The sequence below is a fragment of the Nocardioides jiangsuensis genome (genome assembly GCF_019679455.1).
Classification (GTDB): Bacteria; Actinomycetota; Actinomycetes; order Propionibacteriales; family Nocardioidaceae; genus Nocardioides_C; species Nocardioides_C jiangsuensis.
The window spans coordinates 153,446-168,717 of record NZ_JAIEZQ010000003.1 but is presented as its reverse complement, the minus strand read 5'-3'; the positions used below and the strand labels follow the sequence as shown (position 1 = coordinate 168,717).

At 74.1% G+C, this 15,272-nt stretch carries 15 protein-coding genes; 5 read left to right on the top strand and 10 right to left on the bottom strand.

Annotation, left to right across the window (positions count from 1 at the left end):
- Positions 1 to 13: 13 nt before the first annotated feature.
- From mtrA to K1X13_RS16560, 7 genes are all read right to left on the bottom strand, one after another.
- Positions 14 to 706 carry an MtrAB system response regulator MtrA gene (gene mtrA, locus K1X13_RS16590; RefSeq protein ID WP_221026258.1) on the bottom strand — a complete coding sequence of 231 codons (693 nt, stop codon included), beginning with the start codon at positions 704 to 706 and terminating at the stop codon, positions 14 to 16.
- 52 nt (positions 707 to 758) lie between these two features.
- Entirely contained in the window at positions 759 to 2,195 is a 1,437-nt protein-coding gene (ahcY, locus tag K1X13_RS16585; protein ID WP_221026257.1) for an adenosylhomocysteinase, read from the bottom strand.
- A gap of 172 nt (positions 2,196 to 2,367) precedes the next feature.
- Complete coding sequence (locus K1X13_RS16580) at positions 2,368 to 3,351, bottom strand: cation diffusion facilitator family transporter (RefSeq protein ID WP_221026256.1); 984 nt, start codon at positions 3,349 to 3,351, stop codon at positions 2,368 to 2,370.
- A gap of 99 nt (positions 3,352 to 3,450) precedes the next feature.
- A complete protein-coding gene (locus K1X13_RS16575; protein WP_221026255.1) occupies positions 3,451 to 4,488 on the bottom strand; it encodes an SIS domain-containing protein in 1,038 nt (345 codons plus the stop codon).
- Entirely contained in the window at positions 4,488 to 4,664 is a 177-nt protein-coding gene (locus K1X13_RS16570; RefSeq protein ID WP_221026254.1) for a Trm112 family protein, read from the bottom strand. Before K1X13_RS16570 ends, K1X13_RS16575 begins: the two co-directional genes overlap by 1 nt.
- A complete protein-coding gene (locus K1X13_RS16565; RefSeq protein ID WP_221026253.1) occupies positions 4,661 to 6,034 on the bottom strand; it encodes a phosphomannomutase/phosphoglucomutase in 1,374 nt (457 codons plus the stop codon). Before K1X13_RS16565 ends, K1X13_RS16570 begins: the two co-directional genes overlap by 4 nt.
- A gap of 29 nt (positions 6,035 to 6,063) precedes the next feature.
- Positions 6,064 to 6,444, bottom strand: coding sequence for a DUF3499 domain-containing protein (locus tag K1X13_RS16560; protein ID WP_308249603.1), 381 nt, complete (start codon positions 6,442 to 6,444; stop codon positions 6,064 to 6,066).
- 49 nt (positions 6,445 to 6,493) lie between these two features.
- Between K1X13_RS16560 and K1X13_RS16555 the strand changes: the two genes are divergently transcribed.
- The gene (locus tag K1X13_RS16555) at positions 6,494 to 6,952 is read left to right on the top strand and encodes a metallopeptidase family protein (protein WP_308249602.1); all 459 of its coding nucleotides are present in this window, start codon (positions 6,494 to 6,496) and stop codon (positions 6,950 to 6,952) included.
- On the opposite strand, the gene K1X13_RS16550 is transcribed toward K1X13_RS16555, so the two are convergent.
- From K1X13_RS16550 to K1X13_RS16540, 3 genes are all read right to left on the bottom strand, one after another.
- Positions 6,949 to 8,418, bottom strand: coding sequence for a DUF5719 family protein (locus K1X13_RS16550; RefSeq protein WP_221026250.1), 1,470 nt, complete (start codon positions 8,416 to 8,418; stop codon positions 6,949 to 6,951). The genes K1X13_RS16555 and K1X13_RS16550 overlap by 4 nt on opposite strands.
- On the bottom strand, positions 8,415 to 11,240 hold the full coding sequence (locus tag K1X13_RS16545) for a glycosyltransferase family 2 protein (protein ID WP_221026249.1): 2,826 nt from the start codon (positions 11,238 to 11,240) through the stop codon (positions 8,415 to 8,417). Before K1X13_RS16545 ends, K1X13_RS16550 begins: the two co-directional genes overlap by 4 nt.
- A 91-nt stretch (positions 11,241 to 11,331) precedes the next feature.
- Positions 11,332 to 11,586: a WhiB family transcriptional regulator gene (locus tag K1X13_RS16540; RefSeq protein WP_221026248.1), complete on the bottom strand. Its 255-nt coding sequence runs from the start codon at positions 11,584 to 11,586 to the stop codon at positions 11,332 to 11,334.
- 220 nt (positions 11,587 to 11,806) lie between these two features.
- On the opposite strand from K1X13_RS16540, the gene cofD reads away from it, so the two are divergent.
- The 4 genes from cofD (at position 11,807) to K1X13_RS16520 (ending at position 15,197) form a co-directional block, all read left to right on the top strand.
- A complete protein-coding gene (gene cofD / locus K1X13_RS16535; protein ID WP_221026247.1) occupies positions 11,807 to 12,829 on the top strand; it encodes a 2-phospho-L-lactate transferase in 1,023 nt (340 codons plus the stop codon).
- On the top strand, positions 12,826 to 13,872 hold the full coding sequence (locus K1X13_RS16530) for a coenzyme F420-0:L-glutamate ligase (RefSeq protein ID WP_221026246.1): 1,047 nt from the start codon (positions 12,826 to 12,828) through the stop codon (positions 13,870 to 13,872). The genes cofD and K1X13_RS16530 overlap by 4 nt, the downstream gene beginning before the upstream one ends.
- 45 nt (positions 13,873 to 13,917) lie before the next feature.
- Complete coding sequence (locus K1X13_RS16525) at positions 13,918 to 14,658, top strand: DUF3105 domain-containing protein (RefSeq protein WP_221026245.1); 741 nt, start codon at positions 13,918 to 13,920, stop codon at positions 14,656 to 14,658.
- Positions 14,659 to 14,726: 68 nt separating this feature from the next.
- Positions 14,727 to 15,197 carry a VTT domain-containing protein gene (locus K1X13_RS16520; protein WP_221026244.1) on the top strand — a complete coding sequence of 157 codons (471 nt, stop codon included), beginning with the start codon at positions 14,727 to 14,729 and terminating at the stop codon, positions 15,195 to 15,197.
- Positions 15,198 to 15,272 lie beyond the last annotated feature (75 nt).

The following is a 15,272-nucleotide window of genomic DNA, read 5'->3' as shown; positions in this document are numbered from 1 at the left end:
GACGCTCCGGCGCCTAGTCCGTGCCGGCCTTGTACCCGACACCCCTCACCGTGACCACGATCTCGGGGTTCTCCGGGTCGTGCTCCACCTTCGAGCGGAGCCGCTGGACGTGCACGTTGACCAGCCGGGTGTCCGCCGCGTGGCGGTAGCCCCAGACCTGCTCGAGCAGCACCTCGCGGGTGAACACCTGCCAGGGCTTGCGGGCCAGGCACACGAGCAGGTCGAACTCGAGCGGGGTGAGCGAGATCGGGGTGTCGCCGCGGGTCACCCGGTGCCCGGCGACGTCGATGCTGAGGTCGCCGATCGACAGCGCCTCCTGCCCGGGCTCCTCGAAGCGCCGGACCCGGGCACGGACCCGGGCGACGAGCTCCTTGGGCTTGAACGGCTTGACGACGTAGTCGTCGGCCCCGGACTCGAGCCCGACGACGACGTCGATCGTGTCGCTCTTGGCGGTGAGCATCACGATCGGGACGCCGGACTCGGCCCGGAGCTCCTTGCACACGTCGATGCCGTCCTTGCCGGGCAGCATCAGGTCGAGCAGGACCACGTCGGGACGGAAGCCGCGGAAGTCGGAGAGGGCCTGGTCGCCGGTCGGGCACACCTTGGGCTCGAAGCCCTCGTTGCGCAGCACGATCGTCAGCATCTCGGCCAGTGCCGCGTCGTCGTCGACGACGAGGACCCGTCCCCGGTTGCCCGTCTCGGTCATCGCGCCTCCCCCCTCTCCGTCAGCTCCGTCATCGGTGGTCCCGTCGTGGTGCTCAGTAGCGGTAGTGCTCGGACTTGTAGGGACCCTCCACCGGGATCCCGAGGTACGACGCCTGCTCGTCGGTGAGCGTGGTCAGCGAGACCCCGAGCGCCGCGAGGTGCAGGCGGGCGACCTCCTCGTCGAGGTGCTTGGGCAGCGTGTACACGCCGACCGGGTACTCGTCGGTCTTCGTGAACAGCTCGATCTGCGCGAGCACCTGGTTGGTGAAGGAGTTCGACATCACGAACGACGGGTGGCCGGTGGCGTTGCCGAGGTTCATCAGGCGCCCCTCGGAGAGCACGATCACCGAGTTGCCCTTCGGGAAGGTCCACACGTCGACCTGCGGCTTGACGTTCTTGCGGGTGACGCCGTCGTACCGCTCGAGGCCGGCCATGTCGATCTCGTTGTCGAAGTGGCCGATGTTGCCGATGATCGCCTGGTGCTTCATCCGGCTCATCTGGTCGACGGTGACGACGTCCTTGTTGCCGGTCGCGGTGATGATGATGTCCGCGGTCGGCAGGACCTCGTCGAGGGTGAGGACCTGGTAGCCGTCCATGGCCGCCTGCAGCGCGCAGATCGGGTCGACCTCGGTGACCACGACACGGGCGCCCTGGCCCCGCAGCGACTCCGCGCAGCCCTTGCCGACGTCGCCGTAGCCGCAGACCACGGCGACCTTGCCGCCGATGAGCACGTCGGTGGCGCGGTTGATGCCGTCGATCAGGGAGTGCCGGCAGCCGTACTTGTTGTCGAACTTGCTCTTGGTCACCGAGTCGTTGACGTTGATGCCCGGGAAGAGCAGCGAGCCTTCCTTCATCATCTCGTAGAGACGGTGCACGCCGGTGGTGGTCTCCTCGGTGACACCGCGGAGCTCGTTGGCGATCGCGGTCCAGCGGCCGTCGTCCTCGGCGAGCGAGTCGGCGATGACCTGCAGGACCACCTTCTTCTCGGCGTTGTCGGTGGTGTCCGGGGAGTCGACCCGGCCGGCCTTCTCGGCCTCAACGCCCAGGTGCACGAGCAGGGTGGCGTCACCGCCGTCGTCGAGGATCATGTTGGCGAAGTCGCCGTCGGGCCAGCGCAGGATCTGCTGGGTGCACCACCAGTACTCCTCCAGCGTCTCCCCCTTCCAGGCGAACACCGGGACGCCCCGCGGGTCCTCGGCGGTGCCGTCACGGCCCACCACGACGGCCGCGGCGGCGTGGTCCTGCGTGGAGAAGATGTTGCACGACGCCCAGCGGACCTCGGCGCCGAGCGCGGTGAGCGTCTCGATCAGCACGGCGGTCTGGATCGTCATGTGCAGCGACCCGGCGATCTTGGCGCCGGCCAGGGGCTTGGAGTCCCCGTAGCGCTCCCGCATCGCCATCAGGCCGGGCATCTCGTGCTCGGCCAGCGTGATCTCGGTGCGGCCGTAGTCGGCCAGGGAGAGGTCGGCAACCTTGAAATCCATGAACATCCTCATCTCGTCGTCAGCCGTTCCAGGGTACCGGTCGCGGGCGGCTCGTCCGCGGCTCCGGGTTCCAGACCGGTTCGCGGCGGCCGGGGACCCGGATGGGCCCGGTCGCGGGCGGGCCTGAAGGCGGGCCGCGACCCGGGCAGCGGCCCGGTCCGCCGCCGGCCGCGGGGGCTCAGTGGGCGGCGGGAGCCGGGGGCTCCGGGCGGGCCTCCGGCACGTGCCCCGCGACGTAGATGTCGGGCTCGATGTAGATCACCTGGGCGGTCGGCTCGGCCTGCCGGATGGCGCGCTCGGCGTCGTCGATGCTGGTGGCCACCCGGCCGGCGTCGGCGTCGCGCGCGACCCCGGCCTTGACCGCGACGAGCAGCTCCTCCGGGCCCAGGTGCAGCGTCTTCATGTGGATGACCCGCTCGATGCCCGAGGTGCCCTCCAGGGCGGAGAGGATCTTGCGCTGGGCGGCGGGTGTGGCGGCCTCACCGAGGAGCAGGCTCTTGGTCTCGATCGCGAGCACGATGGCGACCGCCACCAGGAGCAGGCCGATGGCCGTCGTACCGACGACGTCCCAGTAGGCGTTGCCGGTCAGCAGCGACAGCCCCACGCCGATCAGCGCGAACACCAGGCCCAGGAGGGCTGCGGCGTCCTCGAGGAGGATCACCGGGAGCTCGGGCGACTTGGCGCGGCGGATGAAGCTCGGCCACGTCGCGGTGCCACGGACCTTGTTCGCCTCGACGATCGCGGTGCGGAACGAGAACGACTCCAGCACGATCGCGCCGGTCAGCACCGCGAGCGGCACCCACCACCAGCGGCCCTCGAGCAGCTCGTTGGGCTCGCCGGCGTGGATCGAGTGGTACTTGTGGTACGCCTCGTAGAGCGCGAAGAGGCCACCGACGGAGAACAGCACGATCGCGACGATGAACGAGTAGATGTAGCGCTCGCGGCCGAACCCGAAGGGGTGCTGCGGCGTCGCCTCGCGCTGGGCGCGCTTGCCGCCGAGCAGCAGCAGCCCCTGGTTGCCGGCGTCGGCGACCGAGTGGACCGACTCGGCCAGCATCGAGGAGGACCGCGTCAGCAGGAACGCGAGGAACTTCAGGACCGCGATGCCCGTGTTGGCGAGCAACGCCGCCACTACTGCCTTGGTGCCGCCGTCGGCTGCCATCGAGCGCTCTCTTCTCTGTCGGGGTGGGTCGTGCAAGCGGGTGGGGGTGCCGCGCGACCGGGTCGGCGCGTCGTCACGCGCCCGGTCGGCCTCGACAGACTAGCGGGGCTGCAGGCCGAGCCCCACGCCCAGATACGCCGAGGCGAAGGTGCCGGTGGCCAGCAGCGCCGCGTAGCGGGCCACGTCGTTGGCCGCCTCGGTGGCCAGCGTCTCGACCCGGACGTCGCGCGCCTCGGCGGCGGCGACCAGGCGGCCGCGCTGCTCGCGCACCAGCGCGTCGGCGGAGCCGTCGTCGAGGATCACCAGCGTCGGGCGGCGGTCGGTCTCCTCGGCGTCCGAGAACGGGTCGGCGAAGACGTCCCGCGCCGGGGCGGCCGTGATGACCGGCAGCAGGTGCTCGGCGTCGGCGGCGAGCGCGGCGCGGCCGCTGGCCCGGCGGATCGACTCCGCCACCCGGCGCGCGGCCCGCGCGGCGAGCACCGACCCGCCCCACACCAGCGGCACCGAGTCGGCGAGCGCGATGGCCAGCATCTTGGCCTGGTTCACCGACTGGTCGCGGTACGGCGAGCACTCGATCGCCACGTCGTCCAGGGCGGTCGCGACCGCCTCCGGGTCGGTCTCCGGGCCGAGGTCGAGCCGGTTGAGGAACTCCAGCATCACCACGGCGGTGGCGAGCTGGTCACCGGCGGACACCGGCAGGATCGTGCTGTGGCGGCCCTCCGCGTGCTCGGCCACGACGCTGCGCGACGGGCAGGCCACCGCGAGCGAGCAGCCGCGCCGGACCGCCTCGGACACCGCCGAGGCGGTGCCGGAGTCGCCGCCGTCGGGGGCGAGCACGACCACCAGGTCCAGCGTCCCGGCCCAGCCGGGCAGGCTCGGCCCCGGCCACGCCACGAACGGCACCGGGCACCAGGGCTCGAGCACCGCGCGCAGCAGCCTGGAGTCGGGACCGGCGGCGACGATCGCGCGCGGCCGGTCGTCCCCGAAAGCGGTCACCGCGGCCTCGATCGCCTCCGCGGCCCCGCCGGCCTCCCGGCGCACCCGTGCACCCGCCTCGGCGAGCGGCCGGAGCACGGCGTCCGCCTGCTCGAGCGCGTCCTCGTCGTCGAGGCGCGTGTCGTCGAAGAAGCCGGCCATCACGCGCGGTCGGGCTTGCGGGCCTCGTCGACGAGGAGCACCGGGATGTCGTCACGGACGGGGTAGGTGAGCCCGCAGGACGTGCACGCGAGCTCCTGCGCGGCGTCGTCCACGGCGAGCGCGCCGTGGCACGCCGGGCAGACGATGATCTCCAGCAGGGCGGGGTCGAGGTTCATGCGTCACTCCTGATCATGGTGAGGACATCGTCGCGGATCTGGCTCATCGTCGCCACGTCCTTGCCCTCGGCGTTCAGCCGGAGCAGCGGCTCGGTGTTCGACGCGCGCACGTTGAACCACCAGTCGGGGTGGGTGACGGTGAGGCCGTCGAGGTGGTCCACGGCCACCCCGTCCACGCCGCCGTACGCCTGCTCGATGCGCGCGACGGCCGCGGCCTGGTCGGCCACGGTGGAGTTGATCTCGCCGGAGGCGGCGTAGCGGGAGTACTCGGCGAGGAGCCCGGACAGCGGGCCGGGGTACTCCGCGAGCGCGGCGAGCGCGTGCAGCGCCGCGAGCATCCCCGAGTCGGCGCGCCAGAAGTCCCGGAAGTAGAAGTGCCCGGAGTGCTCACCGCCGAAGACCGCCCCGGACTCGGCCATCGTGGTCTTGATGAACGAGTGGCCCACCCGGGTGCGGACCGGCGTGCCGCCCCGCTCGGTGATGATCTCGGGCACGGCCCGGGAGGTGATCAGGTTGTGGATCACCGTCGACCCGGGCTCCTTGGCCAGCTCGCGGGCGGCGATCAGCGCGGTGAGGACCGAGGGGCTGACCAGCTCGCCGCGCTCGTCGACGAGGAAGCAGCGGTCGGCGTCGCCGTCGAACGCCAGGCCGATGTCGGCGCCGGTCTCCCGCACCCGTGCCTGCAGGTCGCGCAGGTTCTCGGGCTCGATCGGGTTCGCCTCGTGGTTCGGGAAGCTGCCGTCGAGCTCGAAGTACATCGGCACCAGGTCGACGTCGAGCTTCTCGAAGACGGCGGGGGCGGTGTGCCCGGCCATCCCGTTGCCGGCGTCGACCACGACGGTCAGCCGCCGGCCGCGCACCGGGGCCAGGGTGAGCAGGTGGGCGGCGTAGTCGGCCAGCACGTCGGACTCCGAGACCGTCCCCCGTCGCGGGGCCACGGTGCGCGCGCCCGCGGCGACCAGGTCGCGGATCTCCGCCAGCCCGGTCTGCATGCCGACGGGCACCGCGTAGGCGCGGCACATCTTGATCCCGTTGTACTGCGCGGGGTTGTGGCTCGCGGTGAACATCGCGCCGGGGACGCCGAGCCTGCCCGACGCGAAGTAGAGCTGGTCGGTGGAGGCGAGGCCGATGAGGACGACGTCGGCACCGGCCTCGGCGGCCCCCTCGGCGAAGGCGGCGGCCATGCCCGGCGAGGAGGGTCGCATGTCGTGCCCGACCGCGACGGAGCCCCCGGCGGCACCGGTGACCGTGACGAAGGCGTTGCCCGTGGCGCGGGCGAGGGACTCGTCGACCTGGTCCGGGACGGTGCCGCGGACGTCGTACGCCTTGAAGACCGCGGCGAGGTTGGCGGGGTCCGTGGTGGCAGGCATGGTCACGACCCTATCGGGCGTCGGCGGTCTCAGCTGTCGGGGGAACGCAGCACCCGCAGGTGGCCGCGGCGGCCCACCTCGCGGCCGGTCTCCCGGGCCAGGCCGACCGCCTGCCCGGCGTCCTCCCGCGGCGGGAGGGGGCGCGCGGCCTCACGCACCGCGTCGGCGAGGGCGAGCAGGTCGTCGCTGGAGGGACCGAGCGCGTCCGGGTCCGGTGCGAGCCGGAGGATCTCCCAGCCCCGCGGGGCGCTCAGCCGCTCGCTGTGCGCCTCGCACAGGTCGTAGGCATGGGGCTCGGCGAAGGTGGCCAGGGGCCCGAGGACCGCGGTCTGGTCGGAGTAGACGTAGGTCAGCGTGGCCACGGCCGGGCGCGCGCAGGCGGTACGCGAACAACGACGGGCAGAACTCACAGGCAGACGGTACCTCCTGCGTCCCCCACCGGCGACTAGGCTCGCGGTCGTGACGGCAACGGGAGGTCCGGTCGGGCGGCGCAGCGGCCGGCGCCGCGACCGCCGCGGGCGCGGCATGCGCGGGCCGGCGGTGCTCCCCGGCCCCCTCTCCCCCGGCGGCGTACCCGGGGTGCGCACCCCGCCGGAGGTCTTCGACGCGATCGTGCTCGGCGTGGTCCACGACCTGGAGGCCCGCTGGCACGACGAGCTCGGGCTGATCGAGTTCGCCGTCGAGGAGACCCCGATCGTCCCCGACGACTGGGACGCCCCCACGGTCCCGCTGGCCTCGCTGGTGCGCGCCTCCGGCAAGGAACCGACCCGGCTGGTGCTCTTCCGGCGGCCGATCGAGCTGCGCTGCGAGACCCGGTCGGACCTGGCCGCGCTGGTGCTGACCGTGCTGGTCGAGCAGGTGTCGGAGCTGCTGGGCCGTTCTCCCGAGGAGATCGACCCGAGGTACGACGCGGACTAGCGAAGCGCGGGCTCGACCACCGGCATCCGCAGCTCCACCGGCAGCGGGCGGAGCGGCACCTGGGCGAGGCCGTCGTCCCCGTCCAGCACGAGTCCGCCGAACACGCCCGCCCCCTGCGGCGTGACCACCACGTAGTCCGCCTTCCTCGGCACGTCCCAGAGCGCGGTCGCCCGGGCCTGCAGCTGCATCCGGGTCGAGTCCACCTCCGAGCCGTCGTCCCGGTAGGCCACCACCGCGGCGCCGCCGGCCACCGGTCCGCCGGTGAGCACCACCGCGGCGTCGTTGCCGGGCACCACGGGAGCGGCGCCGGGGCCGCCGAGCGGCAGCACCGCGCCCGCGTACGACGAGTCCGCGCCGCTCGTGGACCGCACGGTGGCGGTGACGGGCACGCTCGACCGCAGCACCACCGCGGAGGCCTCCCGGCCGACGGCGTCGGTCAGGTCCGAGCTGACCACGGAGCCCGGGGGCACGCGCAGCTGGGCGCCCTCGGTCGGGGCGAAGGAGCCGCCCTCCCCCGCGACCTCGACGTCGACCAGCGCCTCGCGGTCCGAGGGGTTGGCGACGACGAGCGTGCGGCGGTCGGCCCGGACGGGCATCCCGGCGAGGCGGACGGTCCGGCTCGGCGCGGACTGGGCAGGGAGCCAGTCGGTGGCGGGCTCGGCGCCGGGCTCCGCCGCGACGCCGTCGGACACCGCGGCCACCACGCGGCCCTTGGAGGCGGTCACCCCGACCGCGATCTCCTCGGCCTGGGGCGCCACCTCGACCATCGGCAGCGGCACGGTCTCCCCGGGAGGCACGGTGATCCCGCGGGTGGAGGTGTCGTCGGCGGTGCCGTCGGGGCCGTGCACGGTGACGTCCACGACCGCCGGACCGGGGTCGACGTTGGTGAGCACGAGCTCGGACTGGTGGTCCAGCCCCGCGCCGGCGCCGGTGAACCACCACACGCCGCGGGGCGCTCCGCACTCCTGCACGCCGAGGGAGACGCCGTCGTCGCCCTCGTCGACCTGCCAGGTCGCGCGACCTGCGGCGATGGCTCCATCGGCCTCGAGCGCCGCGGCGGAGGGGCCGGGGCCGGCGGCGTCGAGGGTGTCGAGCTCACCGCGGGCGGCCTGCTGGCCGTCGGCCTTCTCCAGGTCAGCGTCGGCGGCGTAGCGGACCGTGCCCTGCCCGTCCTGGTCGGGCAGCGGCGCGGACAGGCTGAGCACCTCGGCGTCGGACCCGGGTGTGGAGCCGGCGCGCAGGCACGCGTTCACCACGTGGTCGACCGGCACGGTGCTCGCCGACGTGGACGCCGCCGGGTCGGTGCCGGCGACGGCCGCGGTGACACCGGCCGCGCCGAGCGCGAGCAGCAGCGTGACCCCGCCGGCGACGGCGCCGCGGTCGAGGGTCCGGGGCTCCTTGGGCCCGCTCGCGCGCCGGGTGGCGGCGCGGCGGCCAGGACCCGGGCTGGGCTGGGGGGCGGTCATCGGCGGACCCTCCTGCTGGGAGCGGCGAGAACGGCGGCGAGCACGAGCGCGAGGCCCTGGACGCCGAGCAGCACGGGGCGCGGCGAGCCCTCGGGCGCGGGCAGCGCCTCGTCACTCGGCTCGGCCTCGAGCTGCCAGGCCCGCGAGCCCGGGCGTACGGCGCTGGCCGAGGTGAGCCCGCTCACCGAGTCGAGGTTCCCCACCAGGACCGGGTCGGCGGGCGGCGCGGCGTACACGAACTCGACACCGTGCGCACCCAGCCGCTCCACGTCGGTGGCCTGCGGCGCGGTGGCCAGGCTCTCGACCAGGTCGGTCAGCTCCTGCTGGTCCTCCGGGGCGGGGGCGACCGTGTCGTCACCGAGCCGCTGGCCGTCGCCGCGGAGGACGAGGTACTCCAGGTCCGACCCCTCGGTGCTGCGCACGACGAGCACGCCGCTGTCGGGGTCGCGGGTGGCCGCGTCGGTCATGTAGGTCGGCACCGACCCCGGCGCGCGGCGGTCCAGCGGCCCGTCGATCCCGGACGCCGCCCACCAGAACAGCCCGAGCACCGGGGAGACCAGCGCGACGACGACCACGGCCGCGCCGACCGGCTGACGCCAGCCGAAGCTGCGGCCGGAGAGCTGGGCGGCGATGTCGGTGCCGGCCACGGCCGCCGCGGTGACGGCCGCCGCCTGGGCGAGGAGCAGCGGGAAGCCGAGCCACTCGCCGCGGGGGGCGAGCACCGCCGCGGCCACGAGCGCGAGGACCAGCACGGTCCAGGACGCGAGGACCGGGGTGCGCGTGTCCCTGCGCAACAGCGACGCCACGGCGGCCAGCACCACACCGGCACTGAGCCAGACGGGGGCGGACCCGGCCGCCACGGCCCGGCCCAGGACCACGTCGAGCAGGCCCAGGGGTCCGAGCAGGTCGGTCGCCGGGAGGCCTGCCTCGGCCAGCCAGGCGTCCGCCCCGCGGCCGGCGAGGGTGAGCACCGACCACGGCAGGAGCAGGACGGGGACCGCGAGCACGGCGACCGCGACCGGTCCCCACCCGGACCGCCGGGTCCACTCGCGGGCGCCGGTGGCCGCCGCGAACGCCAGCAGGACCACGACCGCGAGCACGGCGACCAGCCAGGCCTGCGGGACGAACGAGGACAGCAGCGCGAGCAGGAGCGCGGTGCGCCACGCGGCGCGCCAGCGGCGGTCCCGGTCGTGCCGGACGCCGAGGAACAACGCGGCGTGGGCGACCCACGGCAGCACGACGGACGCCGCGACCGTGCCGAGCCGGCCCTGCGCGACCGCGCCGGTGAGGACCGGGAGCAGCCCGTAGGCGACCCCGCCCCACAGCGCCGCCCACCGCGAGGGGGTCAGCCGGCGCAGGAACCGGAAGCCGCCGAAGGCGGCCAGCGGCACGCAGAGCAGGAAGAGCAGGTCCACCACCAGCCAGGCCTTGCCGAGCAGGAGCGTGCCGGCGAGGGCGAGCGGGAGCAGGTACGGCGCCGCGGGGACGCCGGAGCCGATGCCGTCGGCGTGCCATGACTCGAGGTAGACCCGCCACCAGTCGCCGGCCGTCCCCGGCGCCGGCAGCAGCGCGCCGCCGGAGAGCAGGCCGCTGCCGAGCAGGCCCCGGGTGCCGACGAGGGCGAGCAGGACGAGCAGCGCGAAGACTCCGGCCGTCGGGCTGCTCAGCAGCCGCGCCACGAGCCCGGTGTCCGCGGGCAGGTTCTCGGCCTCGTCGTCGACGGGGCCGGCCTCCACCGCCTCGGTGCGCGCGGCCCGCCGGGCGGAGGTGGTCTCCCCCGCCTGGGCGGCGACGGCCAGCGCCAGGTCGGTGACCATGTCGAGCCCGTGCCGGTAGGGCAGCCAGGGCGGTGCGAGCAGGTGCCGGACGTCGCGGGCCGGGACGGTCGCGGTGCGCCGGCGCGCGAGGCGGGCCGCGACGATCCGGTGCGGGCGCGCGTACGTGCCGAGCACGGCCAGCACCTCGTCGTACGCCTCGCGCGGAGCGCGGACCAGGAGCAGACCGAGCGCGCGCAGCAGGCTGCCGAGGAAGAGCCGGACCAGCTGGACGGGCAGCGCGACGAGCGAGCAGTTGGCCAGCAGCGTGTACAACGCGGCTGAGCGCGCGGCGCGACGGTGGCTGGCGGTGGTGAGCGGGGTACGGCGGACGCCGCGGTGCGCGGCCTCGACGTGGAAGAGGACCGCCTCGGGGACCACCAGGGTGCGGTGTCCCGCGCGGGCCGCCCGCCAGCCGAAGTCGAGGTCGTTGCCGAACATTGGCAGCCGCTTGTCGAAGCCGCCGAGGGCCAGGAAGACGCTGCGGCGCACCAGCATCCCCGCGGATCCCACCGCGAGCACGTCGCGGGTGCGGTCGTGCTGACCCTGGTCGTACTCGCCGCGCTCCAGGCCGGTCTCCCGGCGGCCGGTGCCGCTCATCGTGATGCCGACCTCGAGCAGCCGACGCAGCGAGGGCCACTCGCGCAGCTTCGGGCCGAGGACGTCGGCGGAGGGGTTGGCGGCCGCTGCGGCGAGGAGCTGCTCGAGGGCGTCGGGGGCGGGCCGGCTGTCGTCGTGCAGCAGCCACAGCCACTCGTCGTCGGGGCCGGCCGCGGGGAGGGCGTCGAGCCCGGCGAGGACCGCCGCACCGAAGGGCGTGCGCTCCGGGAGGCTCAGCACCGCCTCGAGGCCGAGGCGCCCGGCCAGGATGTCGTGCGAGGCGTCGACGCTGCCCGTGTCGACCGCGAGCACGCGGTCGGGCCGCACCGTCTGGGACTCCAGACCGTCGAGCACAGCGGGCAGCCAGCGAGCACCGTCGTGGCTGACCAGGAGAGCAGTTACCGTCACGGCGCCCCACCCTAACCACGGTGGACCGCGTCGGAAGAATCCGAGAACCGCGACGGGCAGTGCGGTTCTCACCACACTGCCCGTCGCCGTCTCAGACTGCCCGCTTCTTCAGCTTGCGCCGCTCTCGCTCGGAGAGTCCGCCCCAGATGCCGAACCGTTCATCGTTCTGGAGTGCGTACTCGAGGCACTCCCCGCGAACGTCGCACGTCAGGCAGACCCGTTTGGCCTCCCTGGTGGAGCCGCCCTTCTCCGGAAAGAACGCCTCGGGATCGGTCTGCGCGCACAGCGCGCGCTCCTGCCACCCAAGCTCCTCGGCGTCTCCGTCGAGTATGTAAAGCTCTCGCACGGCCTTCCGCCCCTTCGACCCGTGAGATCCTTCGCAGGACCCCCATTGATTAAGCACGTTCCCTGACGCTAGTGGCAAACACTCCGTTTTGTGACCGAAATGAAGAACACTGTTGAAATTACATGCCTGTCAAAGCATGGAAGTCAAGCCCACATCTGCTATAGCCCCGACACGCCCGGCAAGTTGACCCGCTCGGGTCATTGCGGTTAGAGAGCCCCCCATGACGTCCCCCTTCTCCCCCGCGCGCATCGTCGTGCTCTCGGGCGGTGTCGGCGGCGCCCGTTTCCTCCAGGGACTGCTGCACCACCACGCCTCCCCCGGCACCGCCGCGGCCGCCCCCGAGGTCACCGTGGTCGCGAACACCGCCGACGACATCTGGCTGCACGGCCTCAAGGTCTGCCCCGACCTCGACACGGTGATGTACACCCTCGGCGGCGGGATCGACGCCGAGCGCGGCTGGGGTCGCACCGACGAGACCTGGCACGCCAAGGAGGAGCTGGAGGCGTACGGCGTCGAGCCCACCTGGTTCGGGCTCGGCGACCGCGACCTGGCCACGCACCTGGTGCGCACCCAGATGCTTGAGGCCGGCTACCCGCTCTCCGCGGTGACCGCGGCGCTGTGCCAGCGGTGGCAGCCGGGGGTCACGCTGCTGCCGATGACCGACGACCGGGTGGAGACCCACGTGGCGGTCGACGACGCCACGGCTCCCTCGGGGCAGCGTGTCGTGCACTTCCAGGAGTACTGGATCCGGCTGCGCGCCGAGGTCCCCGCGCGCGCCGTCGTCCCGGTCGGCATCGAGGAGTCGGCCCCCGCCCCGGGCGTGCTCGAGGCGATCGCGGCGGCCGACGTCGTCCTCCTCCCCCCGTCGAACCCGGTGGTGTCGGTCGGCACGATTCTGGGCGTGCCCGGGATCCGCGACGCGCTGCGCGCCGCGTCCGCCCCCGTCGTCGGGCTCTCCCCGATCGTGGCCGGCCGGCACGTTCGGGGCATGGCGGCGCAGATGCTCGCGGCGATCGGCGTGGAGACCAGTGCCGCAGCCGTGGCCGAGCACTACGGCGCGCGGGACCGCGGCGGCGTCCTCGACGGCTGGCTGGTCGACACCGCCGACGCGGCGGAGGTGGACCGGGTCCGCGACGCCGGGATCGACGTCCGTGCGGTGCCGCTGATGATGACCGACGAGGAGGCGACCGCGGCGATGGTCCGCGAGGCCTACGCCGTCGCCGCTGCTCGCGCGGTGCGATGAGCGCGTCGTACGACGGGGTCACCTGCCTGCCCGTCACCGGCGTGGGCGAGGTGCGGGCCGGCGACGACCTGGCCGCCCTGCTCGCCGCCGCGGCGCCGCTGCGGGACGGCGACGTGCTCGTGGTGACCAGCAAGGTGGTGAGCAAGGCCGAGGGCCGGGTGGTGACCGCGCCGAAGGAAGAGGCGCTGGCCGGGGAGACCGACCGGGTGGTCGCGGTCCGCGGCGGTACGTCGATCGTCCGCACGCACCACGGGCTCGTGATGGCCGCGGCCGGCATCGACGCCTCCAACACCGAGCCCGGGACGCTGGTGCTGCTCCCGGCCGACCCGGACGCCTCGGCTCGTGCCCTCCGCGAGCGGGTGGCGCGCGACGGTGGGCCCAACGTCGCGGTGCTGGTCACCGACACCGCCGGCCGGGCATGGCGCAACGGACAGACCGACATCGCGGTCGGCGCCGCCGGCATCGAGGTGCTCGAGGACCACGCCGGGCGCGAGGACGGCTACGGCAACGTGCTCGCGGTGACGGCCCCGGCCCTCGCCGACGAGGTGGCGGGGGCGGCCGACCTGGTCAAGGGCAAGCTGCGCCGCGCGCCGGCGGCCGTCGTCCGCGGGCTGGCCGCGCTGGTGCTGCCGCCGGACGAGCACGGGCCGGGGGCGGCCGCGCTGGTCCGTGACGAGGCGCACGACATGTTCGGGCTCGGCGCCCGCGAGGCGGTCCTCCACGCCGTACGCCGCCGGGAGCCGCGCGGCTTCGGCGCACCCTCCCCCGCGCAGACCCTGGCCGGCGCGCTGACCGAGGGCCTGGCCGGGGCGGCCGCCGGCGAGCCGGGGTGCGACGTCGTGGTCGCGGACGACGGCACCGCGGTGACCGTGGACCTCCCCGGCGCCACCGACGCCGCGAGCGGACACGCGCTCGGCCGGCTGGAGGAGCGGATCACGACGGTCGCGTACGCGCACGGCTGGCACGCCGCCGGCGCCGTCCCCCGTGTGGCCGACGCCACCGGCGCCCGCGTCGTGCTGCGGTTCGTCGCGGCGACTCCGTAGACTCACCCCCGACCGCACCTCCAGCCCGGAACGAGAGCTTCAGACGTGGCCAAGACCAGCAGCGACAAGGACCGACGCGCCGTCGTCGAGCAGATGCGACGCGATCAGCAGCGTGCCGAGAAGAAGCGCACCTACGCCATCGTCGGCGCCTGCGTGGCCGTCGGCCTGCTCATCATCGGTCTGGCCGCGTACCCGGTCGTCAAGGACGCCCTCACGCAGAACGAGCTGAGCCGCCGCGACCTGGCCGCGCTCGGCGTGAAGTCGGCCGCCGCGAACTGCCAGGACGTCAGCTCCGCCACCGCCACCGGCTCCGCGGACCACCGGCCGGAGACCGAGCAGCTCACCTACCCGGACGCCCCGCCGGCCTCCGGCTCGCACTACCCGACCTGGGCGCCGATGTCGCGCAAGTTCTACACCGCGCAGGACCGGCCCGAGCTCGGCTACCTCGTGCACAACCTCGAGCACGGCTACAACATCCTCTGGTACGACGAGACCATCGCCGGGGACGATGCCAAGCTGGCCGACGTGAAGGCGATCGCCAACAAGTTCCCCGGCTCGGACTTCGAGAACAAGTTCATCGCCGCCCCCTGGACCGGCGAGGACGGCGACCCGTTCCCGAAGGGCATGCACGTCGCGATGACACACTGGTCGATGGGCGGCACGAACGGCAACGAGGAGGGGCAGCGCGGCATCACGCAGTACTGCGCCGAGCCCAGCGGCGAGGCCGTCGCCACCTTCGTCGAGGACTACCCCTACACCGACTCCCCCGAGCCGAACGCGTCCTGACCGACCCCGGCCGCGCCCCCGGCCGTACGCCGACCACCGTCTGACCAGCCCAGGCCGAGGAGCACCTGTTGCGCGAACTCCTCAGCCTGCTCGCCATCGGCTTCACCTCGGCGCTGTTCCCCCTCGTCAACATCGAGGCCTACATCAGCGTCAGGGCCGCGGTGTCCGGCGTGGGCCCGGTGTGGCTGCTCAGCCTCGCGGCCGCGCTGGGCCAGATGGTCGGCAAGTACCTCTGGTACCGGCTGGGCGCCAGCTCGCTGGGCTGGGGGTGGGTGCGCCGCAAGATCGACAAGCCCTCGCAGCGGGCGCGCCTGGAGCTGTGGCGCCGGCGCACGGACAGTCGGCCGTTCCTCGCGGGCTGCCTGGTCTTCGTGTCCGCGGTGGTGGGGCTCCCGCCGTTCGCGGTGCTGTCGGTCGTCGCCGGCCAGCTCGGGATGCACCTCGCGCTGTTCCTCGGCGTCGGCCTGGCCGGCCGCTGGCTGCGGTTCGCGGCGATCCTCGGCGGGGTCGGCTGGCTCGAGCACCTCGGCGTCCTCTAGGACCGCCTGCGCTCCTGGCGGGTCGGTCACCCGCACCCGGCGCCGGCACCGGCCCCCGGCTGCGCGACAGGGTCC

Bases quoted from the DNA above. Each gene is read 5' to 3' on its own strand.
- mtrA (WP_221026258.1), bottom strand. From the start codon at position 706: ATGACCGAGACGGGCAACCGGGGACGGGTCCTCGTCGTCGACGACGAC.
- ahcY (WP_221026257.1), bottom strand. From the start codon at position 2,195: ATGTTCATGGATTTCAAGGTTGCCGACCTCTCCCTGGCCGACTACGGC.
- K1X13_RS16580 (WP_221026256.1), bottom strand. From the start codon at position 3,351: ATGGCAGCCGACGGCGGCACCAAGGCAGTAGTGGCGGCGTTGCTCGCC.
- K1X13_RS16575 (WP_221026255.1), bottom strand. From the start codon at position 4,488: ATGGCCGGCTTCTTCGACGACACGCGCCTCGACGACGAGGACGCGCTC.
- K1X13_RS16570 (WP_221026254.1), bottom strand. From the start codon at position 4,664: ATGAACCTCGACCCCGCCCTGCTGGAGATCATCGTCTGCCCGGCGTGC.
- K1X13_RS16565 (WP_221026253.1), bottom strand. From the start codon at position 6,034: ATGCCTGCCACCACGGACCCCGCCAACCTCGCCGCGGTCTTCAAGGCG.
- K1X13_RS16550 (WP_221026250.1), bottom strand. From the start codon at position 8,418: ATGACCGCCCCCCAGCCCAGCCCGGGTCCTGGCCGCCGCGCCGCCACC.
- cofD (WP_221026247.1), top strand. From the start codon at position 11,807: ATGACGTCCCCCTTCTCCCCCGCGCGCATCGTCGTGCTCTCGGGCGGT.
- K1X13_RS16530 (WP_221026246.1), top strand. From the start codon at position 12,826: ATGAGCGCGTCGTACGACGGGGTCACCTGCCTGCCCGTCACCGGCGTG.